Raw genomic sequence first — 21,090 nt, 5'->3', positions numbered from 1 at the left:
AGTCGGGGCCCGCAGCATGCGGCCCCGGCGCACTTTTGATGGCAGATTACTATCAGGCCGATTTCCTGACCCGCAGCCAGATCGATCAGGTGCAGTTGTCCTCGCTCAGGGGCGCCATCGAGCGCGCTAAGCGCGCCCCATACTATGCCCGGGCGCTGGCCGGCATCTCCCCGGGCGACATGAAGTCCCTGGACGACATTCGCAAGCTCCCGTTCACCACGAAAGAAGACCTGCGGGCGAACATGCCCTACGGTTTCCTGGCGGTCCCTCGGTCCCAGGTGGTGCGCATGCACTACTCGTCGGGAACCACCGGGGTCGCCACGGCGATCTACCATACCGCCCAGGATGTACAGTGGTGGAGCGAATGTGTGGCTCGTGGGCTTATCGGGATGGGCGTGACCCCCGAAGACGTGTTCCAGAACATGATGGGTTACGGACTGTTCACGGGGGGCCTCGGGCTTCATTACGCAGCCGAGCTTGTGGGCTGCATGACTATCCCGGCCAGCTCGGGCAATACCCAGCGCCAGGTCCATCTCATGCAGCAGTTCGACACTACGGTGGTCCATATCTTGCCCAGCTACGCCATGCGCGTGGTGCATTACTGCCAGGAAAACGGCATCAACGCGGCCACCGACCTGAAGATTCGGATCGCGGTGCTGGGCGCCGAACCCCACACCGAGAACATGCGCAGGCGCATCGAGGAAGCTCTGGGCTGCAAGGTATACAACTGCTACGGGCTTTCGGAGATGTGCGGCCCCGGCGTGGCTATGGAGTGTCAGGAGCAAAACGGGCTGCACCTGCGCGAAGACCACTACCTGGCCGAGATCATCGACCCGCAGACACTGGAACCCGTGGCGCCCGGGGAAGAGGGCGAGCTCGTCCTGACCACCCTCAACCGCCAGGCTAATCCGCTCCTGCGCTATCGCACCCGGGATATCACCCGCCTCGTGGATGAGCCCTGCGCCTGCGGCCGGGAACACCGCCGTATCGGGCGCATCGTGGGCCGATCCGACGACATGTTCATCGTCAAGGGGTGCAATATCTACCCCATACAGGTGGAGCGCGTGCTCATGGACGTGGAAGAGGTGGGCTCCAACTACCTCATCACCCTGGAGACCGTAGACGATCTGGACGAAATGACCATTGACGTGGAGCTCTCGAAAGACGTGTTCTTCGACGACGTTCGCAAATTGGAGGCCATCCGCCAGCGGATCGTTCATGCGGTGCGCAATGACACCCTTGTCACGCCCCGCGTCGAACTGCACCAGCCAAACAGCCTGCCGACCACCGAGGGCAAAGCGGTGCGCGTGGTGGACAACCGCGGCATCGTCAATGAGGGAAGCAATTGATGAGCGAGAAGGCGATTTTGTCAGGAAACGAGGCCGTGGCACGGGGAGCCTGGGAGGCAGGGGCGACCTTCGGCTCGGGCTATCCCGGGACACCGTCCTCCGAGATTCTCCCGGCCCTCACCGCGCTAGGCGACTGCTACACCGAATGGGCGCCCAATGAGAAGTGCGCTCTGGAATCCGCCGCGGGTGCGTCTCTCGCGGGAGCGCGCTGCCTGGTGACCATGAAGCATGTGGGCCTGAACGTGGCCGCCGACCCGTTCTTTACCCTCTCATACGTGGGTGTCAACGGCGGCCTGGTTCTGCTGGACGCCGATGACCCGGCCATGCACAGCAGCCAGAACGAGCAGGACAACAGGCATTTCGCCCGGGCCGCGAAAGTGCCGGTACTTGAGCCTTCCGACAGTCAGGAGGCCAAGGACTTCACCCGCCTTGCTTTCGAGATCAGCGAGCAGTTCGACACGCCCGTGATGGTCCGCACCCTTACCCGAGTGGCCCACAGCGAGGGCCTCGTGGAGCTCGGTGAGCGCACCGTTCCAACCCGCGAGTGCGGCCCGGTGCGGGACGCCCGCAAGTATGTGATGATCCCCGCATATGCCCGGGCGCGCCGGGTGTTCATGCAGGAGCGAACCGCGAAGCTCACCGCCTTCGCCGAAGAGACCGAGATCAACCGTATCGAGCCTGGCAGCCCGGACATCGGCATCATCACTTCCAGCGTGGCCTATCAGTATGCCCGGGAGGCGGCGCCGGAAGCGTCCTTCTTGAAGCTCGGGATGACCTGGCCGCTGCCGCCAGGCAAGATCAGGCAGTTTGCGGGTTCCGTCAAGAAGCTGTATGTAGTGGAGGAGCTGGACCCGTATCTTCGGGACCAGGTTCTCGCGCTGGGACTCGCCGTCGAGGAGCTTCCCGAGAGCCTTCAAATCGGCGAGCTCAGCCCGGAGCGCGTGGCTGCGGGTCTGCGTGGCGGAGACGTGGCGCCGGCTTCCAACGACCTGCCACCGCGACCGCCGGTTCTCTGCGCCGGCTGCCCGCACCGCGGCGTATTCATCACCCTGCGCAAGCTGAAGGCTTTCGTCACGGGCGACATCGGCTGCTACACCCTGGGCACGCTGGCGCCCCTGTCGGCGCTGGACACCTGCCTGTGCATGGGCGCCGGCATCGGCGAAGCCCACGGGATCGAAATGGCCTGTGGCGAGAAAGGCAAGACCGTGGCGGTCATCGGTGACTCGACCTTCGTGCATTCGGGCATCACCGGTCTGGTCAATATCGCTTACAATGGGGGATCGTCGGTGGTGGTGATCCTGGACAACGGGACCACCGCCATGACCGGCGGCCAGGAGCATCCCGGCACCGGCGTGACCCTGAGCGGCAGGCCCGGGCGGTTGCTGGATATCCCGGGCATCTGCAGAGCCGCGGGCATCCCGAATGTAGTCACTGTTGACCCGCGCAATCTCGAGCAAGTCGAGAGCACGTTGAAACAGGCCCTGGAGTCGCCCGAAGCCTGGGTGATTGTGGCCCGGTGCCCGTGCATTCTGAAGGCCCGGCCCGACGCTTTCCCGCGGGTCATCGACGAGGACAAGTGCATCCGCTGCCAGGTCTGCGTGCGCATCGGCTGCCCGGCGATTTCCACCGAGGCCACCGACGACCCGCGCAAGCCTCAGCCGCGAATCGATCCGGTGCTCTGCACCGGCTGCAATCTGTGCGCCCAGGTGTGCCCGGTGAGCGCAATCGGCGAAATGGAGGGTGGAGCCTGTGAGGTCTAGTCGACGCTCCCCAATCCACCCAGGCAGGCGGTCCAGATGACAACCAATATTCTCCTCTCCGGAGTCGGGGGGCAGGGCATTATCACAGCGTCACGGGTTCTCGCGGAGGCCGCGATGCTTTCCGGCTTTCATGTGAAAAAGAGCGAGATCCACGGAATGAGCCAGCGCGGCGGAAGCGTAGAGAGCCACGTGCGCTTCAGCCCCGACGGCCTGGTGTTCTCGCCGACGATCCCCTTTGGCGAAGTCGACGTGCTCATGGGCTTCGAACTCCTGGAGGCGCTGCGCGCGATTCCGAACACGAAGCCTGACGCCCTGGTGCTGGTTGAAGACCGGGTGATCGTGCCCAGCTCCGTGACCTGCGGGCCCTTCGAGTACCCCGCGGATGTTCTGGACCAGTTGTATGCATCCGGGCGCAACGTGCGCGTCGTGGACGCCTTCAAGATTGCCTGCTCCCTTGGCGAACCCAGGGCCGCGAACATCGTTCTGCTCGGGGCCGCCAGCAGTTCCCTGGTGATCGACGCCCAGGCATGGGAAGGTGCGATCCGCCGGGCGGTGAAAGCGAAGGCGCTGGATGTCAACCTGAAGGCCTTCGAGGCGGGAGTTGCGGCGGGCCGCTCCGGTTAGAGGACGCTCACGGGACGCGGCTTCCGTCCCTTATACGATGACCCTTCTGGGGGTGTTCCGATGATCTGGGACCCGTACCATGAGTGTATGGACCTGGAACAGCGCCGGGAACTGCAGGCCCATCGCCTGCGGGAGACCGTGGCGCGCCTCAGCGCCAATGTGCCTTTCTATCGACAGGCATTCCGCGATGTGGACGTCCAGCCCCAGGACATCCAGTCCATCGACGACTTGGCCTTGCTGCCTTTCACCGTCAAAGATGACCTGCGCGATAACTACCCCTACGGTCTGTTCGCATCTCCACTGAGTGAAGTGGTCCGCGTGCACGCCTCCAGCGGAACCACGGGTAAGCCTACGGTGGTCGGTTACACTGCCGAGGACATCAACCTGTGGGCCGAGTGCATGGCCCGGTCGATCGGGTGCAGCGGCGGCACACCCCATGACACATTGCAGGTCGCCTACGGTTACGGCCTGTTCACCGGTGGCCTGGGGCTTCACTACGGCGGGGAGCGCATGGGCTGCACGGTGATTCCCATGTCCTCGGGGAACACCGAGCGCCAGATCATGATGATGCGCGATCTTGGCAGCACGATCCTCGCCTGCACGCCCTCCTACGCATTGACCGTCGCGGATGTTGCCGCCGACATGGGCCTGCAGCCTGAAGACTTCAAGCTCAAAAGCGGCATCTTCGGCGCCGAGCCGTGGAGCGAGTCCTCTCGCCAGGCCGTCGAAGAGAAGCTGGGGCTGTCGGCGCACGACATCTACGGCCTGAGCGAGATTATCGGCCCCGGCGTGGCCAATGAGTGCTCAAACAAAGGCGGCTTGCACATTTTTGACGACCATTTCGTGCCGGAGATCATCAACCCGGAGACCGGCGAGGTGCTCCCGGACGGCGAGTACGGCGAACTGGTCATCACCTGCATCACCAAGACCTGTCTGCCGCTCATCCGTTACCGCACCCGGGATATCTCCTGCCTGCACCGAGATATCTGCCCCTGCGGGCGGACCCACCCGCGCATCGGCCGTTTGCAGGGACGCACCGACGACATGCTCATCATCCGGGGTGTGAACGTCTTCCCATCCCAGATCGAGCATGCCTTGCTGTCTATCGAGGAAGCCGAGCCCCACTACCAGTTGATTGTGCGGCGCGAAGGCCATCTCGATGTGCTGGAAGTGCAGGTGGAGGTTTCCGGCGAGATCTTCGCCGACACCGTCCGACGGTTGGAGGAAGTGGAAAAGCGCATTGCCCACGCAATCCGCACCACCGTAGGCATCGGCGTCGAAGTCAAGCTCGTGGAGCCGAAAACCATCGCGCGCAGCGAAGGCAAGGCCAAGCGCGTCATTGACCTACGCAAGGAGGAGTGAGTCCAGTGAACGACCGGCTGACAAAACAGGTGTCTGTGTTCCTGGAGAACAAGTCGGGACGGCTTGCCGAAGTATGCCAGACACTGGGCAAGAACGGCGTGAATATCCGCGCCCTGTGCATCGCGGACACATCCGACTTCGGGATCCTGCGCATGATCGTGGATACGCCTGAAGTTGCAGTGCGCTGCCTTCGCGATGGGGGCTTTTCCGTGGGCGAGACCAGCGTGCTCGCAGTGGAGATTCCCGACGTTCCGGGCGGCCTGGGTGGCGTCATCAGCCTTCTGGGCAATGTGAACGTGGAGTATATGTACGCGTTCTTCACCACCGTCGAGGGCAACGCGGTCGTGGTATTTCGCGTCTCCGAGGAAGAGATTCCGTCCGTGGTGGAGATCCTCGGGCGCAACAACATCCGCATCCTGCCCGCGGAGGACGTCTACTCCCTGTAGTGCCTGCCGGGAAGCATTGCAGGCCCCGGGCAGGCGGCTCCGGGGCCTGCGTCACACTGCATTCCGACCTACCCCAGGGCCCTGCGGATCACTTCCGCAACCTGTTTGCCCTGCAGTTCCCGCCCGGCCGCGCTGAAATGTGCCGCGTCCCCTGACCGCAGTTCCGCCTTTCCCACCACGAGACCATACAGGTCATTCACCGCGATCCCGAACTCCTGCATGATCGGGGCTGCTGCGGCATTGCGCGCCAGCACCTTCGGGTTCATCTCCGGACACAGTGACTCCGGCTGCCCGTTCACTGTCATCGGCGTAGATGTAGCCCAGATCAGCTTCGCTTCCGGAACCAGAGCGCGCAGGAAGGTCAGGTACTCGCGGAGCGCCGTCGCGTACTCCGCCACAGACAGATGCCAGCCGTGCAGTCCGTTGTTGAAGTGGATGAGTGCGTGTGCGTAGTCTGCAGTGGCGTACTGCGTCTCGCGCCGGATCGCCGGGTCATTGATAGCCTTGGAGGTGGCCATCAAGTCCACGTTAGCGAAGCCCTCCAGCCGGGCGCTCACCGTTGCGTGGTATCCGTTGGCGATGGAGTCGCCTATGAGCAGCACGCGCGGGCGGGTGCTGTCCGGCGCGTGGTCCCAGCGGAAGTTGACCCACTCGATGTTTTCGCGGACGACTTCAGCCATGTCGCTGTCTCCCCTGCCGTTGCGGTTTTCACCGCTTTCTGATCCACACACTCCAGGCGTCCCGCATGACGTGAGCTCCATCCGGCCGCGTGCTGAGCTTCAGTTCACCCCTGTCCCGCCTCACCTCGGCTATCTCGAATGCGGCGAGCCAATGGCGCAGCCCGTTCTCGTCGAAAAAGTGGTGGAGAATCCCGGCCTCCGGCCCGTCTTTGAGCACGAACGAATTCGGCTCCACTTCCTGGCCGTTCCCGTAGCGCCAGTCCCAGGTGTTCAGCACCGTCAGATAGAACTCGCCCCCGGTTCGCAGGAGACGACGGATCTCATCGACGGCCTGCTGCAGCAATGCCCTCGGGTTGTGGTTGAGAACATTGGTGGCGATTCCTGCATCGAAGGCCCCATCGGCGAAGGGGCAGGCGGTCATATCAGCCCGGACCAGCCGCGCAGGGAGGCCCGCTTCGGCGAGAGAGCGGGCGCAGACTTCGAGACCGTTCTCCGCCACGTCGCTGCCCCAGAGCTCGAACCCCAGCGATTGCAGGTAGGCCATGTGTCTTCCCGCGCCGCAGCCCAGGTCATAGATGTTGCGCCGGCCTTCGGAAAGCCAGCGCCGAGCGGTCTCAACCACGCCGGGGTCGGGCTCGGTCCAGTGGAAACGCGGGTCGGTGAACAGGTCGTTCCAGGATCGGGGGGTGGACAAGAAAAGGCCTCCGGGTGGCAGCCAGGGAACCCGATACGGTCCGGATTCACGGAAGAAAGATCAGAGCGCTTGCTGGAGGGGCAAGCCCGCTCCAGCAAGCTCCGGCTCACGGAAAAAGCCACCGGCCCGGCGTGCCGGCCTTAGGCCCAGCGAATCTCCACCATTTCATGTCCGTTGATCCGCGGGATCACAAACTCCACGCGGCCGTCCGCCTGTTTGAACTGCAGCTGGTCCACACGGGGAACCAGGTTGACCGCGGTGACCTCCTTGTCGATGGCCACAGAGACGGGCACGTCGTAGATCGGGATGACATCCTCAATGATGTCGAAGTCGCGGCCGCGACGTTCGGGGATATAGTGCAGGGCGTGGAGCACCAGGCGGCTCTCGTCATGTTGCACGTTCAGAGTGAATTGCGCGGTGGAGGGACCGCCTGCTTTGACCACCGGGTCGGGCAGCAGCATGTTCAGCACGTTGGCGACAATGGTCTTGCACCACAGCGGCGCGTTATTGTGGTACTGGGTGAACACCGGGTGCGCGAAGTAGATGCAGTTGGACTTGCGCACTGCGGCCACGTACTCGGCAGGCCCCTTTGCGGGTGTATGTCGGTGGGAGCAGAAGTGCTCCCAGGTGCGATTGAAGTAGGGTCGCACCACGTGGGAGAGAATCTCAACGCCCTGGGCGATCTCCACTTCCAGCCCGCGCAGGTACATAACGTAATGGGTGTCCGCAAGGCCATCCCCCACCTTGCCCGGCACCAGGAAATCCGGACAGAAGGGGGCGTCGCCCACATACTTGACCCCGAGTTTGCCCACGTTGAACACGTCTCCGGCGGGGTTCAGCCCCGACTTGTAGCTGGCGAGGATGCAGCCGCCATCTACTACATAGTTGGTGAGGCGCGCCCCCAGCTGGTCATCCACCACGATCTCATCGGGCATTACAATGACCCGGTACTTCGAGAAATCCGATTGCGAGTCGATAATATCGAACTGGTGGCGCAGCTCCGTGAGCATCCGGGTTGCGCCGATTGCCGCTGCCGGAAGCCCGCCGTGACCGCCGGTTCCGACGAACTCTTCGGGGGTCATGACCCCCACGTCTGCAACGGGCTCGGCGGCCTCACACCATGGTTCCTTCTCTTCCACCTGCGAATAGACGCTGCCGATGAGGTCGTATGTCACCGGGCAGATCTTCCCGGTGGGGTGCAGTTGGTCGCCGATGGAGCACTTCGCACCAAGGGCCAACATGTTGAAGCACTCATATTCCAGTGCGGCCTTGTTCTTGAACGAGTGGAAATCGCCCCAGCTTGTGTGGAACTTGCCGGTCATGCCCATGCAGTCGCGATGCAGACCGCGCGCGAACCGCTGGGCCAGCGGGAAGTGCATGTAACCCCAGCCACCGCTGGGCAGGGACTCCAATTCCAAGTGGGTGAAGGCGTTGATCATCTTACGGTGCTTGGGGCCGCAGTGGCCGGAGTTGAAGAACACCGTGGCATCCGGGCAGACCGCGCGCACGCTGTCGAACAGCCGCTGCTGAAAGGTGAACAGGACCTTATCCGCATACTGAGCGCGATGCTCGGCATTGGCCGGGTCAAGACCGTCGGCCTTCATGCCCTCGATACAGTACCGGCAGCAGCACGGTGTCGCGGAGACGATATCGAAGAAAATCCCGTCCACCGGCATTGTCTCGCAGACTTCGAGTGTCTGGGGCTCAAGTACCTCGTCCACGTACGGGCTATTCAGGCAGAGCCGGCGGTAGAACCCGGGCTCGAAGGGCTTGGTCCCCGGGAAGCACCCGTTCTCATCTACGACCACCCATTCCGGGTGCTGCTTCACGGTGAACAGGTCCCACTGCACAGTGATGTAGATCGGCACACGGATGTCCCGGGCATGGCAGGCGTCGATCTGCTCCTTGAGGAGATTGCAGGTGAGATTCGGGTGCCTGCGCTCCGGGAACTTCGCGGTATCGTGGTAGATCATCCCGTGGTGACAGCGCGAGAAACACGTGACCGAGTTCACATGTGCGGCCTTCAGGGTGTCGGCGAACTCGTCGGCGTTGAACTCACTGCCGATGCCGGGGATAACCTCGCTGGTGTGGAAATCGAGATGGATCTGGCGGAAACGCAGGTTTACCATTGGGGGCTCCTTGGGGTCACAGACTCCGTGGCGGCTTCCTCTTTCATTGCGGATGATAGGCGAACCCCGCGGGACGGTCAATAGTGGTCCGCGGGCGTCTGCTACTCCAACTCTCGCAGGTAGTCCACCGACACCTTGGCCTTCGCCGGGCCGTGGATCGGGTCGAAGCGCAGGCCGATGACCTTCTGCCCGCGCCAGGCAGGGTGGCCGGCTGCTTCCAGGCGATATGCGTGCCACTGCCCGTCCGGAATGATCGGCACTCGGAAGACCCGGTCCTCCGAGTAATGCGTGGCGCTTTCCGTGATGAAGTACAGTTGCGCCAGCTCGCCGGCGTCAGTCTTCAGCCGGAACTCCAGGCGCTTCACCCGGTCCCCGTCCAGCGCGAGCGAGGGAGAGTACAACTGGGGGTCACCGGAGACGGTATCCAGCACCAGCGCCCCGTTTTCAATGCGCGCGTTGAGAATGCCTTCGCCAATCCGCCAGTTCTCCAGGGAATTGTCAAAGCCCACCTCCAGCCGGTCAACAGGCGGCGGTGCGGGCAGAGTCAGGGGCATCTGCTCGCCGTTGATCGCGATGCAGTTGGCCTCCGGGTCGGCGACCACAACGGGCTTGCCGCGCTGCCAGAAGGTGATTTTGTCCACCCCGCGCACCAGATTGCCGCGGGGATCGATGAACTCGATCTGCAGGGGGTCGTCGCGCAGGTAATCCACGCGCTGGTCGGTGCAGGGCCAGTCGGCGCTGAAGGCGACGAAGCTGCCTTCGGGTTTCCAGGCAACCCACCCGTACTGGGGCAAGGTGATACCGTCCGGGCGGGCATCGGTTACCGGCAACGGTTCGGGCAGCCGGTTCACTACCACCGTCAGCCCGTTCTCATACTCAACCCGCACACGCCCATAGCACTGGCTCTGCGGCGCCCAAGGGGAAGTGACCGGAATAGTGCCGCTCTCGACCAGCTCCTCCAGCGTGCGCCAAACGCCGTCGTGCATGTAACGCACCTGGCTCACCGGCTGCAATGCGTAGTGCCGCTGCAAGTGGCCGATCAGCAGGGTTTCAGTCAGCCAGTAACGCCAGTTGGCGAAGGGGTAGCAGACATAGGCCCCGTTGCCGTACATCACTTCGCAGCAGCGGTAGTCGTCCAGTTGCGCCTGGTCCTTGCCGAAAGTAGTTGTGCCCGAGTGGAAGGCCGGGAAGGGCGGAAATTCGTAGAACCGATACATCAGCCCCATCCCGTGGAACATGGATAGGTGCTGAAGCCTGCGGAGTTTGAACTCGGGGCTGAAGAACCGGTTGTGCCCATTGCCGATGCCGAAGTCCCCCGTATCCACATAGAACCCGAGGAGCTCCTGGTCCATGAGCGTCTCCGAGCCCAGGGGGCCTTCGTGCATGTCCTTGATGAGCCGGGCCAGGGACCGCTGCCGCCCGAGTGTCGAGCGCAGTGACCGGCTGCCCCGTTCGGCGTCGAAGTCATGCCAGGCGGTGGGGAATGCACCTGATGTGAGCTGGTCGGTGAAACTGGCGTTGGGCTGCCACAATTCCGCGATTTCTCTCTCCTGCCGTCCGGCAACCGCGGGCCAGTCACCGGGGCTCATGAAGTCGAGTTCCTTGCCCTCCGCATTTACCGCGAAATGCGCGATCCCTTTGTTGAAGCTGGGCGAATTGCGGCGCAGAATGCGGTAGTTGGTGCGGAAGCCGAAGCGGCCCAGGGACTTGCCGAGGTTGCACAAGGAGCGCAGTTCCTCCACCGTGCCCACACCGATGTTCGGCGGATAGTCGGGCATCCAGACGGAATCGGGCAGCAGGGAGTCAAAGCCGCCGGTCTGCCAGTTTTGCAGGATCGACAGAAACCGCAGGTGAGGCTGCCCGGCAGTTCCCAGGACTTTCAGGAGATGCTCCAGTTCACCCGCAGCCCGGCCACCCCACAGGTCAAGCTGCACGCTGGCGGCCAGATCGCAGGCGTACTCGCTCGGCGGCTGTGTCGGGAACGGGACCACATCCCACAGGTCCCGCGAGACCCGCAGTTCCAGGACCTCGTGAACCGGGAGGTAGGCCCCGGCGGTATCCGGCGCATAGTCCACCTGGTGTGTGGCTGGGAAGGGCCGGGTTCCGTGGTTCTCTTGGCTGAGTGCGCGCCAGGAGGTGGCGTCGCTCTCCTCCAACACCCAGTGAGCGGTGAACCACAGGTCGCCCTGCACGCTGTAGATGGTCTTCGGCCACCACGTCTGCCCGTAGTTCTCGGCCTGCCGGGACAGGTCCAGGCGTCGCCATTCTCCCAGCCCGCGCACGCTTCCCGGGTGGATTCCCCGGGCATCCGGGTGGTCACAGGACAGGTGCAAACGGAGGGTAGTCCCGTCTCTCTCAACGCGCAGGGTCATGCGGATGGACGGGTCGCGACGCCCTCCTCTGCCAAGGACCGCCGCGCCGTAGAAGGGCTGGAAAGTGACCCCGTTGGCCGTCACCGTGACACCGGCCAGTCCGCGAGTGGTATCCACGGTTGCGAAGCCCGTGTCGAGGGGGTAGCGCGCCGGGCCTGCGGATGCCACGGTGGCCAACACAAGCGCGCCGATGATCATTGCCGGTGCCGAGCGCAGGTTATTCGGGCCGGTCATGAAGGCTCCTTCCGGCGAATTGGTCCCCTACAACCTGAACAGGCGCTTTGCGTTCAGCCCCAGGATCTTGCGCTTGTCGTCGTCGGTGAGCCGGGCTGCGAGCACTCGCCCAAGGCCGGGGCGCGGGTCGATGAAGGGGTTGTCGGTGCCAAAGAGCACGCGGTCGGCTCCCACGCGCTTGACCATGTCCTCGATCAGGCCGCGGATCAGCCGGGATCCGGTCAGGTCGAGATACACGTTGGGGTGTCTGTGAGCTTCCTTTTCGGCCTCGTCCAGCACCTGCCAGCTTGAGGCCGCATGGCCGATGATGAACCCGGCCGCCGGGAACTGTGCCGCGAGGCCACCCAGAGTGCTTGCGCCACCAAGGGGGTCCCCGGCCCAGGAGTGGGACAAGATCGGCAAGCCATAGGCCTGCGCGTACTCGTAGACCGGAAAGTAGTCCTTCCCGGAAGCCTTGTACTGGTGCAGAGAGGGGTGTAGCTTGAAGGCCTGGATGCCCCCGTTTGCCTCCCAGTACTCAATCTCCTGCTGGATCTCCGCTGCCCCGTAATTGGGGTTCACGGTGACGAAGGGCACCAGTCTGCCCGGGAATCGCGCCGCCGCCTCATAGGCGTGACGGTTGCCCAGGCGGTAGTCGGGACCGATGCACAGGTGAGGGCTGATCACCGTTGTACGGATGCCGCACTGGTCCATGGTACGCACCATGGCATCGGGGCTGCCCTGCTCGGGCACGTTGAAGTCCAGCCAGGGGCCCATGTGCCCGTGGGCATCGATGATGATTTCGTTCTGGTAGACCACACCCATACGCCAGTCATTCTGGAAGTCCATAGGTTTCACCGCCGCTCTCGCGGCCAGGGATTTCACTGCGCGATGCCCAGCAGGCGCATGAGATTGCCGGAAGCGATGGCGGAGCGATCCTGCGGGGGGATGTCGGCATACAAGATAGGCGCCATTGCCCCGCCGGTCTCCAGTTCGGGCAAGTTGGTGCCGAAGACCAGCCTCGACGCGCCGAAACGTGCGCAGACTGATTCGATCCCGCGGAAGGTCTGGTAGGTGGTGCTTTCCACGAACAGGTTGTCGTGGCGCTCCCAGAGGGGGTAAAGGTAACGGTCCACGCGGTAGTAAGGGCCGAGAAGGATCAGGGGCAGGTCCGGATGGGCGCTCAGGACGGCCGCCAGCTCGCCCCAACTGGTCTGGCCAATGTGCACCAGCACCGGGACGCTATGGGCAGCCAGGGCCTCCAGCAGCGCGCCGGCGCACCAGTCCAGCAGGCTGAAGGTGTGGTCCTGCGGGAACAGCCGCACTGCGCCGTGGGCTTCCCGCACCATCCGCGCGAACCCGTCCGGGTCAGGCATTTCACCCGTTGCAGGGGGCAGTGCCACGAAACACGGGTAGAGCCGGTTCTGGCCCACCAGTTCCTCCAGCAGCACCTCGTTGCCATCTTTCGGCGACCACTCCGCCGCCAGCGTGTGATAGACCAGCGCCCGGCCGATCCCGGCGTAGTCCATTTCCGCGAGGAGTTGGTCCGTGGTGGTGATCTGCCCTTCGCGGAACACAGTGGGGCGCCCGATCCGGGCATTGCAGTCGAAGAAGTCCAGGGCTGTGGGGGTCACGGTCTGCCTCCGCCTGCCGGTCTCAAGTATCGCGCCGATGAGCCGGCGGCTGGAGGAACAGTTCCCGCAAGACGACGCGTTATCCTTCAGACCGGGAGGCGTTTCATGTATACTTGCCCTGGCACCCCCCGGATGGGGCCAACGGACGGGTGCTGTTGCTTCCGGCAAAGTGGAAGCAGGGCTCTTTCGTTGCAGCACAGGGCCTTCCCACGATCGTCTAGCCTTTTGCTAACACACCTGAAATAGTTCGGTGGCACATTGCCGCTGGACGGGCATTGGAGAAGCGTGCCCATGGACTCCCGAGAGCACGTGGTGACGTCGGAACGAGCCTTTGAGGGAAAGTTGGTGAAAGTCCGGGTGGACCAGGTCCGTCTGCCGGATGGTCGGGATGCCCGGCGGGAAGTGGTGGAGCACCCGGGAGCCGTGGCTATAGTTCCGGTCTTGCCGGGGCCGAGAGTGGTCCTCGTCCGGCAATGGCGACATGCGGCCGGCGAGGTCCTTCTGGAGATCCCCGCGGGGACCCTGGAGCCTGATGAAGAACCTGTGGTCTGTGCCCGGCGCGAACTGGCCGAAGAGACCCGGCTGCGCGCGGGGCAGTTGCGGCCCCTCATCACCTTTTTCACCACGCCCGGGTTCACCGAAGAGAAGCTGTACACATTTCTCGCAACCGACCTTGCGTCGTCTGAGGGCGAAGCGGACGAGGATGAGTTCATCTGCTGTGAGGACGTGGATTGGGACGAGGCGGTGGCCATGTGTCTCGACGGGCGCATCCATGATGCCAAAACCATCGCCGCGATCCTTGCCGCGGACCGGTTCCTCTCGCGGGATGTGGAGAGTTGACTACGCCCCACGATAGCGGTGAGCGAAGATGAAAATGGTGGAGATTGACGCATCCACGTTGGGCAACTGGCGAGACGGCCTGCACCTGGAGTGGCTCGAGACCAACGGTTTGGGCGGCTACGCCATGGGCACCGTCTCGGGTGCGAATGCCCGGCGTTACCACGGCATTCTGTGCGCCGCAGTGCGGCCGCCTGTGGACCGCAGGATGTTGCTGAACAAGCTGGAGGATGTCATCTACATCGACGGCTCGCGGCATGCTCTGTCCTGCAATCTATACGGCGACGTGGTCCATCCCGAGGGCTATCACTACCTGCGAACCTTCCGACTGGACCCGTGGCCCATCTGGACTTACGAGATGCAGGGCACGATCATTGAGAAGCACCTCATCATGCCCCACGGGCGCAATGCGGTGGCCGTCGCATACCACTGTGTCGAGAGCCCCTGCCCGATCCGCATAGAGGGTCGACTGCTGGCCTCCTGGCGCGACCATCACCATCTCGCCCATTCGCGGGTGGACATCTCTCCAGAGTTCCAGGAGCTCCCGGGAGGCGCGCGCATTTCCATCAACGGCGGTCCGCCGGTCTTTCTCCAGGCGGGCGACGGACGCGTCAGCCATTGCGCGGAATGGTATTACAATCTCACCTACCCCTTGGAAGCCGAGCGCGGCCTGGACTTCCAGGAGGATCTCTACTGTCCCGTCGAACTTGAGTGGCCCCTCTGCCCTGGGCAGACCTGCGCGCTGGTGGCATGTGTGGATCAGCCGTTGGAGCTGACCTTTGACGAGATCGCCGCTTCAGAGCGAGCGCGACGCGAAGCCGTGGTTCGTCCGGCCCCCGCGGATGACCCCGTGGCGCGACGGCTCTTCCTGGCCGCTGACCAGTTTATCGTGGACCGCGAAGTGAATGGGGCTCCGGCAAAGAGCGTGATCGCCGGGTACCCGTGGTTTACGGACTGGGGCCGAGATACGCTGATTGCCCTGCCTGGTCTGCTCCTTGCCACCGGGCGGCATGAGGATGCCCGACAGGTCCTTATCGCGTGCGCCGAGAGTATGCAGGATGGTCTGGTGCCCAATCTTTTCCCCGACCAGGGCATCGGAGCCGCATACAACACAGTGGACGCCACCTTGTGGTTCTTCGCGGCAGCCAAGCGGTACTACGAGGCCACCTGCGATCTTGATCTGTTTCGCGAGGTGCTCTTCGCCCGGATGCGCCAGTCTCTGGCGGCCCACATTGAGGGCACGCATTTCGGCATTCGCATGACGGACGATGCCCTCCTGACTGCGGGGGATGAAACCACTCAGCTCACCTGGATGGATGCCAAGGTGGGCGACTGGGTGGTCACACCGCGCCACGGCAAAGCCGTCGAGGTCAACGCCCTGTGGTATTCGGCCCTGCGCACAGCCGAGTATTTCGCCCGAAAGCTGGATCGGGATGCGCGGCCGTATGCGCGGCTGTGCAGGCGGGCGAAGGAGGCCTTCCTGGCGTGCTTCTGGCTGGAAGATCGCGGCTATCTCGCCGATGTGGTGCGGGATACCGAGATCGACGCCTCCCTGCGGCCGAACCAGGTCATCGCCCTCAGCCTCCCGTATACCATGCTCTCCGTGGCCCAGGAACGCTCTGTGCTCAAGGTGGTCACCGAGCAGCTTCTCACGCCCTACGGCCTGCGCACCCTCGCGCCTAGTGATGACCGCTACCGGGGCAAGTGCGAGGGCGACCCGTGGTCACGTGACGGCGCGTATCACCAGGGCACCGTCTGGACCTGGCCGCTGGGTGCCTTCCTCAGTGCGTACTTCACCCACGCCGGGCGCTCAGAGCAGGCGAGGCAATGGGTTGGCGAACTGATCCGCCCGCTGGTGAATCACTTGCGGGAAGCCGGGCTGGGTTCTGTGTCGGAGATTTTCGACGGCGACCCACCCCACACTCCCCGAGGTTGCCCTGCGCAGGCCTGGAGTGTAGCCGAATTGCTGCGCATCTGGCTTGAGCTTGGCCTGGGCGGACCGAAATCCTGACCGTGCACACATCCTCCATGCGAGGTTTGCGACAAGATGGGCGTATTTCTTCCCACCGCCGCCGTTGGCAACGGCCGCGTGCTGGCCACCCTCGGCGCCGCGGGCGAGATAATGACGTTCTTTTATCCGCGCATTGATTTCGCGCAGAATGTGCGCCAACTGCTGAGCGCCCTCTACGTGGGCGAGCCGGGGCACGGCACATTCCTGTGGACCTTCGACCCCCAGTTCAGCCGGCACCAGTGGTACGAGGACCAGGCGCGAGTACTGCACACCGAACTGCGTCTGGAGCGCGAACAGTTGCGCATCGTGTTTACCGACTTCTGCCCGCCGGATACCCATGCGCTGGTGCGCCGGGTCCGCATCGCGGCCCCCGCAGACAGGGGCTTTCGGGGCATGCTGCTCAAGTACTTCGAGCTGCGCATCCACGAAGTCACGGGCAAGCAGTCTGTGAGCTACTCCGCGCCCGACGGCGTGATGGTCCAGTATTTCCGGGACATCGCTTTGGCTGTGGGTGGGCGCAGGCCCGATGTCTGGCGTTGCGGCAAGTCCATTGACGAAGGACCCCGGAGCGCCAAGAGTGACCTGTACGACGGGCATCTCAACGGCCAGGCGGAGGACATCGGCCAGGTGGACTTCGCCCTGGGCTGGCATGTGGCGCTGGAGCCCGGCGAGGTGAGTGAGTTCGACATTATCATCACCGGGGCCCACGACCGCCACGAGGCCATACATCGGGTAAAGGACCTTGCCGCAACCGGCTCAGCGACGCTTCTGGCGAAGACGGTGGACGAGGATCGGCAGTGGCTGGAATCCGGCAAGCGTCCGATAGTCGCGCCCCGCTTCGCGCAGGCGTACGACCGCGCGCTGCTGTCCATCCGCATGTTGCAGGACCTGCGCACATCGGCGATCATCGCGGCGCCCGAGTTCGACCCTTCGTACGAACTGTGCGGCGGTTATGGGTACTGCTGGCCGCGCGACGCAACCGAGGCAGCGGAGGCACTGCGCCTCGCGGGACACAATGAAAGCCTGTGCGGCCTGTGCGACTGGTATATGCGCGCGCAGCTCCCCTCGGGCCAGTGGGGCCAGCGTTACTGGGCCGACAACCAGCTCGCCTCTTCCTGGGCGCTTCGTGAGGATTTTCTGCAGGTAGATCAGACCGCCGCGGCGCTCATTGCTCTTTGTGAGGTTCAGTCAACTCCCGGCGGCGCGGCCACACTTGAGAACCGCTGGCCCAGCATTCGCCGTGGCGCGCAAGCACTGGCGGAAATGGTGGATGAACGCGGCTGGCACAGTTTCGCCTGCGACCTGTGGGAGACGTTCTGCGGAACCTTTGCCTACACAAATGCGGCGATTCACGCCGCCCTGAAGGCGTCCGCCGAGGTTGCACGCCATATGGGCGAGACCGAAATCGCCGATGAGTGGGACGGCACGAGCGCCCGCATCAAGCGGGCCACGCTGAGCCTGCACAATGGGGACTACTTTGCCCGGGGGATTCTCGGCGATGACAGCCCCGATCTGGTGGTGGACTCGTCAACCCTTGGCTTGTCCGAGCCCTTCGGCATGATCTCGCCCCGGGACCCGGATGAGCGCAGACTCATAGAGACCAACCTGAATACCATTGAAGAGCGACTGGCCTACAAGATGGAGGGCGGCGGCGTTGGGATCCGGCGCTATGAAGGAGACGGGTATCTCGGCGGCGTCATAGGCTGTGTGAACACACTTTGGTTCGCACTGGTGAATCTTCAGGTTGCCCTGGCGTGGGCGGCGGAAGACCCCGACCATGCCACAGCCCTCCGTCACCGTGCGGTGGGCTACATCGACTTCTGCCTGGCGCACACGACTCCCACTGGACTGCTGCCTGAACTCATCGGAACGCGGCCCGAATACCCGTACTGGGCTGCTCCCCACGGCTGGGCATCGGGCCTGATGATCAAGTGCCTGCTGGTGTTGTCTGAGCTGGACGGTTTCCTGGCCGAAACCCGCCGGCAGGTTGTCAGTGAAACGCAGACGAACTAACGCAGCAACCGGCACGGGAGGCGGCGCATCCACCAATGAGTAATCCCGCTGGCGCATTCGTGATGGTCCTGCATGGCCACATTCCGTACGTGCTCGGGCACAGCACCGATCCGCACGGAAGCGTCATGCTGTATGAGGCCGCGGCGGAGACATACATCCCACTGCTTTGGTGCCTCGAGGAGCTTGAGCACGAGGGCATCAAGGCCAACATAACCGTGAGTCTCAGTCCTATCACCGTGGAACAGCTCTCCGACGAGCGGTTCAAGATCTGGTTCGTGGACTACCTGCGCGCGAAGATTGCGGGGGCCGAGGAGGACGAGGCACTTTTCCGGGATCAGTGGGGGGACGGACATCTGGCGTTCTTGGCGCGAGAAACCTGGCGGAACCGTTACGAGGCAATCCTGCGGGCCTTCGTGGAGGGCTACAATCGCGACCTTGTTGGGGCATTTCGCCGTATGCAGCAGATCGGCCAGATTGAGTTGATGACCTGCGGCGCCACCCACGGCTACTTCCCGCTCCTGCATGAGGATGTGAGCATACAGGCCCAGATTATGCAGGCCGTCTCCAACTACCAGCGGCATTTCGGCGAGCGCCCGCGGGGGATCTGGCTGCCCGAATGCGCATACCGCCCCCACGCTCTTTGGGGGCCGCCGCCGGAACTTGGGTATCTTCAGGATGGACACCCGGAGTTACCGATGGAGCGCGCGGGGATAGAGGAGCTCGTGGGTAACAGCGGGTTCTCGTATTTCATCGTGGATACCCACATGCTCGGCGGCGGACAGCCCCTGCCCGTGGCGGTCCGTCGCGGCGATATCACAGGCAAGCCCTGGGAGGCTATCCGGCATCTACGCGACGCATCGCCTTACGACGGCCCGAAGACCCCATACCGCCCGTATTTCGTTGGCGACCGTTTCGAAGACCATTCTCCAGTGTCCATCCTCGTGCGCGATCCGGACACCAGCCGGCAGGTCTGGAGCGCCTGGCAGGGATACCCTGGCGATTTCTGGTACCTCGAGTTCCACAAGAAACACATGCCCCACCAGCTTCGCTACTGGCGGGTAACCGACGATCTCAACGACCTGGGTACCAAGCAACCGTACGAACCGCATCAGGCAGATGCACGCGTACGCGAACATGCGGGGCATTTCCTTTGGCTCGTGAAAAGCAAGCTCCAGTCGGCGCCCTGGGAGGGCGGCATGCCTGTGGTCTGCGCGCCCTTCGACGCCGAACTGTTCGGCCACTGGTGGTTCGAAGGCCCGGCATGGCTCACCAAGACACTCCGGTGGATGAACCAGGACCCGGACATTGCGGTGATGAAGGCCTCCGAGTACATCACGAACCACTCGCCGGACCGCGCAATTACCCTTCCCGAAGGCTCGTGGGGAGCGGGCGGTGGACATGCGGTCTGGCTCAACGCCGAGACCGCCTGGACCTGGCATCTTGTCTACGATGCGGAGAAGGACTACAAGGGGCTGGCGGCTTATCTCGCAGACAACAGGGATTCCAGGGTGCGCGCGCTTGTCCAGCAGGCCGGGCGCGAACTGCTGCTGCTGCAGGCATCTGACTGGCAGTTCCTCATCAGCACCTGGTCGGCCCACGACTATGCATCCGCACGTGTCCGTCACCACTATGATGACTATCGTTTCGTGGCGCGTCTTGCCCGCGAAGTGGCCGCCGGCGCGTCTCTCAGCCCCGAGCAGGAAAAGCAGTTCGCAGCAATCTGCGACCGCGACCGGCCCTTCCCCGACCTCGACCCGCACTGGTGGCTGCCGGGAGCGGCCGAGAGAGCGCCCGCTGCGGGACCGGTCTGAATGAGCGGCCCCGGCATCTACGTCCACTTCGCATTCTGCCGCAGTAAGTGCCTTTACTGCGATTTCAACTCGCGCCCGGGCACCCCTGCTGAGCAGAGCGCCTACGTGGACGCGCTTGTGGCCGAAATCGAGCGCACACCACCCCTGGGTGCAGCCACCGTGTACTTCGGAGGGGGAACGCCAACGGTTTTCGCGCCTTGCGACCTCGCCCGGGTTCTGCAGGCCGTCACTGCCCGCTTCGTGGTCGGACCCAGCGCGGAGATCACCCTCGAAGCAAACCCGGGAACGGTGACCGAGGCGTCCTTGAGGGCGTTGCGCGAGGCGGGCTTCAACCGGCTGAGTCTCGGGGTGCAGTCGCTGCGCGACCCGGAACTGACGCTCCTTGGCAGGGCGCATGATGCGGCCCAAGCCGAGCAGGCAGTGGCTTCGGCGCGTGCGGCCGGCTTCGAGAACCTGTCCCTCGACCTCATCCGCGGACTGCCGGGGCAAAAGCTGGAGCACTGGCAGGAGACCCTCGAGGGGGCCATTGCCCTGGAGCCCGACCACATTTCCGCCTACGGGTTGTCTCTCGAGGAGGGCACCCCCCTGAGGGAGAAAGTGGAGCGTGGCGAACTCCCCCGGCCCCGCGGCTCCGGCAGCGCGCACTGGCTGGATTGGACGGTGCGCCGGCTCAGGCGTGCAGGATACCGCCGCTACGAGATTTCCAACTACGCGCGGCCAGGGCGCGAATCCCGGCACAATCTCAACTACTGGCACAACGGCGAGTACATTGGCATCGGCGCCGGCGCATGGAGCTATCGGGCCGGTGTGCGCAGCCGGAACGTGGCTGATTCGCGCGAGTACACACGGCTGGCTCTGGCTGGCGAGGAACTTGTGCGCGAGGCGGAGAGGCTTGGCCCCGAGGAGGCGTTGGGCGAGGCGATGATGCTGGGCCTGCGGCTGACGGAGGGCATCAGGCCCCCCGAACTGGCTTGCAGATATGGCATCGACCCGCGTCAACGGTACGCGGACGTCATTGATCGGCTCGTCAAAGAAAGACTTCTGGTTGACGAACACGGGGTCTTACGTTTAACGTCTAAAGGATTACTCGTTCAAAACGCCGTTGCTGTCGAGTTCCTGCAATGAGGCTCAGCCCCGCGACCGGAAGGAATGATC

Annotated in this window: 16 protein-coding genes; 10 read left to right on the top strand and 6 right to left on the bottom strand. The window is 63.8% G+C overall.

The annotated features are described in order from the left end of the window. Positions 1-38 precede the first annotated feature (38 nt). Genes HPY44_20495 through HPY44_20475 form a run of 5 tightly spaced genes read left to right on the top strand, consistent with a single transcriptional unit; the run spans position 39 to position 5,541 of the window. Positions 39-1,349, top strand: coding sequence for a phenylacetate--CoA ligase (locus HPY44_20495; GenBank protein ID NSW58395.1), 1,311 nt, complete (start codon positions 39-41; stop codon positions 1,347-1,349). Continuing rightward, positions 1,349-3,109 (top strand): indolepyruvate ferredoxin oxidoreductase subunit alpha, encoded by a 1,761-nt coding sequence (gene iorA / locus HPY44_20490; GenBank protein ID NSW58394.1) that lies wholly within the window; start codon positions 1,349-1,351, stop codon positions 3,107-3,109. The genes HPY44_20495 and iorA overlap by 1 nt, the downstream gene beginning before the upstream one ends. Before the next feature lie 36 nt (positions 3,110-3,145). Beyond that, a complete protein-coding gene (locus HPY44_20485; GenBank protein NSW58393.1) occupies positions 3,146-3,733 on the top strand; it encodes an indolepyruvate oxidoreductase subunit beta in 588 nt (195 codons plus the stop codon). 60 nt (positions 3,734-3,793) lie between these two features. Next, positions 3,794-5,095, top strand: coding sequence for a phenylacetate--CoA ligase (locus HPY44_20480; protein ID NSW58392.1), 1,302 nt, complete (start codon positions 3,794-3,796; stop codon positions 5,093-5,095). Between the two features lie 17 nt (positions 5,096-5,112). Then, positions 5,113-5,541, top strand: coding sequence for an amino acid-binding protein (locus HPY44_20475; GenBank protein NSW58391.1), 429 nt, complete (start codon positions 5,113-5,115; stop codon positions 5,539-5,541). A 68-nt stretch (positions 5,542-5,609) separates the two neighbouring features. Here HPY44_20475 and HPY44_20470 read toward each other — a convergent pair whose 3' ends face one another. From HPY44_20470 to HPY44_20445, 6 genes are all read right to left on the bottom strand, one after another. After that, positions 5,610-6,221: an SGNH/GDSL hydrolase family protein gene (locus HPY44_20470; GenBank protein NSW58390.1), complete on the bottom strand. Its 612-nt coding sequence runs from the start codon at positions 6,219-6,221 to the stop codon at positions 5,610-5,612. Between the two features lie 28 nt (positions 6,222-6,249). Next, positions 6,250-6,915 carry a methyltransferase domain-containing protein gene (locus HPY44_20465; protein ID NSW58389.1) on the bottom strand — a complete coding sequence of 222 codons (666 nt, stop codon included), beginning with the start codon at positions 6,913-6,915 and terminating at the stop codon, positions 6,250-6,252. A gap of 140 nt (positions 6,916-7,055) precedes the next feature. Beyond that, on the bottom strand, positions 7,056-9,044 hold the full coding sequence (locus tag HPY44_20460; GenBank protein NSW58388.1) for a beta-galactosidase trimerization domain-containing protein: 1,989 nt from the start codon (positions 9,042-9,044) through the stop codon (positions 7,056-7,058). 101 nt (positions 9,045-9,145) lie between these two features. Continuing rightward, positions 9,146-11,650 carry a hypothetical protein gene (locus HPY44_20455; protein NSW58387.1) on the bottom strand — a complete coding sequence of 835 codons (2,505 nt, stop codon included), beginning with the start codon at positions 11,648-11,650 and terminating at the stop codon, positions 9,146-9,148. Between the two features lie 27 nt (positions 11,651-11,677). Next, positions 11,678-12,478, bottom strand: coding sequence for an amidohydrolase (locus HPY44_20450; protein ID NSW58386.1), 801 nt, complete (start codon positions 12,476-12,478; stop codon positions 11,678-11,680). 32 nt (positions 12,479-12,510) lie between these two features. Next, positions 12,511-13,263 carry an amidohydrolase family protein gene (locus tag HPY44_20445; protein ID NSW58385.1) on the bottom strand — a complete coding sequence of 251 codons (753 nt, stop codon included), beginning with the start codon at positions 13,261-13,263 and terminating at the stop codon, positions 12,511-12,513. A gap of 291 nt (positions 13,264-13,554) precedes the next feature. Here HPY44_20445 and HPY44_20440 point away from each other — a divergent pair, with 291 nt between their 5' ends. Genes HPY44_20440 through hemW form a run of 5 tightly spaced genes read left to right on the top strand, consistent with a single transcriptional unit; the run spans position 13,555 to position 21,060 of the window. After that, on the top strand, positions 13,555-14,103 hold the full coding sequence (locus HPY44_20440) for an NUDIX hydrolase (GenBank protein NSW58384.1): 549 nt from the start codon (positions 13,555-13,557) through the stop codon (positions 14,101-14,103). 28 nt (positions 14,104-14,131) lie between these two features. Then, positions 14,132-16,111, top strand: coding sequence for a glycogen debranching enzyme N-terminal domain-containing protein (locus HPY44_20435; GenBank protein NSW58383.1), 1,980 nt, complete (start codon positions 14,132-14,134; stop codon positions 16,109-16,111). A gap of 36 nt (positions 16,112-16,147) precedes the next feature. Beyond that, positions 16,148-18,124: a hypothetical protein gene (locus tag HPY44_20430; GenBank protein ID NSW58382.1), complete on the top strand. Its 1,977-nt coding sequence runs from the start codon at positions 16,148-16,150 to the stop codon at positions 18,122-18,124. A 35-nt stretch (positions 18,125-18,159) separates the two neighbouring features. Continuing rightward, the gene (locus tag HPY44_20425; GenBank protein NSW58381.1) at positions 18,160-19,935 is read left to right on the top strand and encodes a DUF1957 domain-containing protein; all 1,776 of its coding nucleotides are present in this window, start codon (positions 18,160-18,162) and stop codon (positions 19,933-19,935) included. After that, positions 19,936-21,060: a radical SAM family heme chaperone HemW gene (gene hemW / locus HPY44_20420; GenBank protein ID NSW58380.1), complete on the top strand. Its 1,125-nt coding sequence runs from the start codon at positions 19,936-19,938 to the stop codon at positions 21,058-21,060. Positions 21,061-21,090: the final 30 nt, after the last annotated feature.

This window comes from Armatimonadota bacterium, from assembly GCA_013314775.1.
In the GTDB taxonomy this organism is placed as follows: Bacteria; Armatimonadota; Zipacnadia; order Zipacnadales; family JABUFB01; genus JABUFB01.
Note: the sequence above shows the minus strand (reverse complement) of the source record. Positions and strands in the feature narration are given on the sequence as shown.

Bases quoted from the DNA above. Each gene is read 5' to 3' on its own strand.
- HPY44_20485 (NSW58393.1), top strand. From the start codon at position 3,146: ATGACAACCAATATTCTCCTCTCCGGAGTCGGGGGGCAGGGCATTATC.
- HPY44_20480 (NSW58392.1), top strand. From the start codon at position 3,794: ATGATCTGGGACCCGTACCATGAGTGTATGGACCTGGAACAGCGCCGG.
- HPY44_20470 (NSW58390.1), bottom strand. From the start codon at position 6,221: ATGGCTGAAGTCGTCCGCGAAAACATCGAGTGGGTCAACTTCCGCTGG.
- HPY44_20495 (NSW58395.1), top strand. From the start codon at position 39: ATGGCAGATTACTATCAGGCCGATTTCCTGACCCGCAGCCAGATCGAT.
- HPY44_20425 (NSW58381.1), top strand. From the start codon at position 18,160: ATGAGTAATCCCGCTGGCGCATTCGTGATGGTCCTGCATGGCCACATT.
- HPY44_20440 (NSW58384.1), top strand. From the start codon at position 13,555: ATGGACTCCCGAGAGCACGTGGTGACGTCGGAACGAGCCTTTGAGGGA.
- iorA (NSW58394.1), top strand. From the start codon at position 1,349: ATGAGCGAGAAGGCGATTTTGTCAGGAAACGAGGCCGTGGCACGGGGA.
- hemW (NSW58380.1), top strand. From the start codon at position 19,936: ATGAGCGGCCCCGGCATCTACGTCCACTTCGCATTCTGCCGCAGTAAG.
- HPY44_20435 (NSW58383.1), top strand. From the start codon at position 14,132: ATGAAAATGGTGGAGATTGACGCATCCACGTTGGGCAACTGGCGAGAC.
- HPY44_20455 (NSW58387.1), bottom strand. From the start codon at position 11,650: ATGACCGGCCCGAATAACCTGCGCTCGGCACCGGCAATGATCATCGGC.
- HPY44_20450 (NSW58386.1), bottom strand. From the start codon at position 12,478: ATGGACTTCCAGAATGACTGGCGTATGGGTGTGGTCTACCAGAACGAA.
- HPY44_20430 (NSW58382.1), top strand. From the start codon at position 16,148: ATGGGCGTATTTCTTCCCACCGCCGCCGTTGGCAACGGCCGCGTGCTG.
- HPY44_20460 (NSW58388.1), bottom strand. From the start codon at position 9,044: ATGGTAAACCTGCGTTTCCGCCAGATCCATCTCGATTTCCACACCAGC.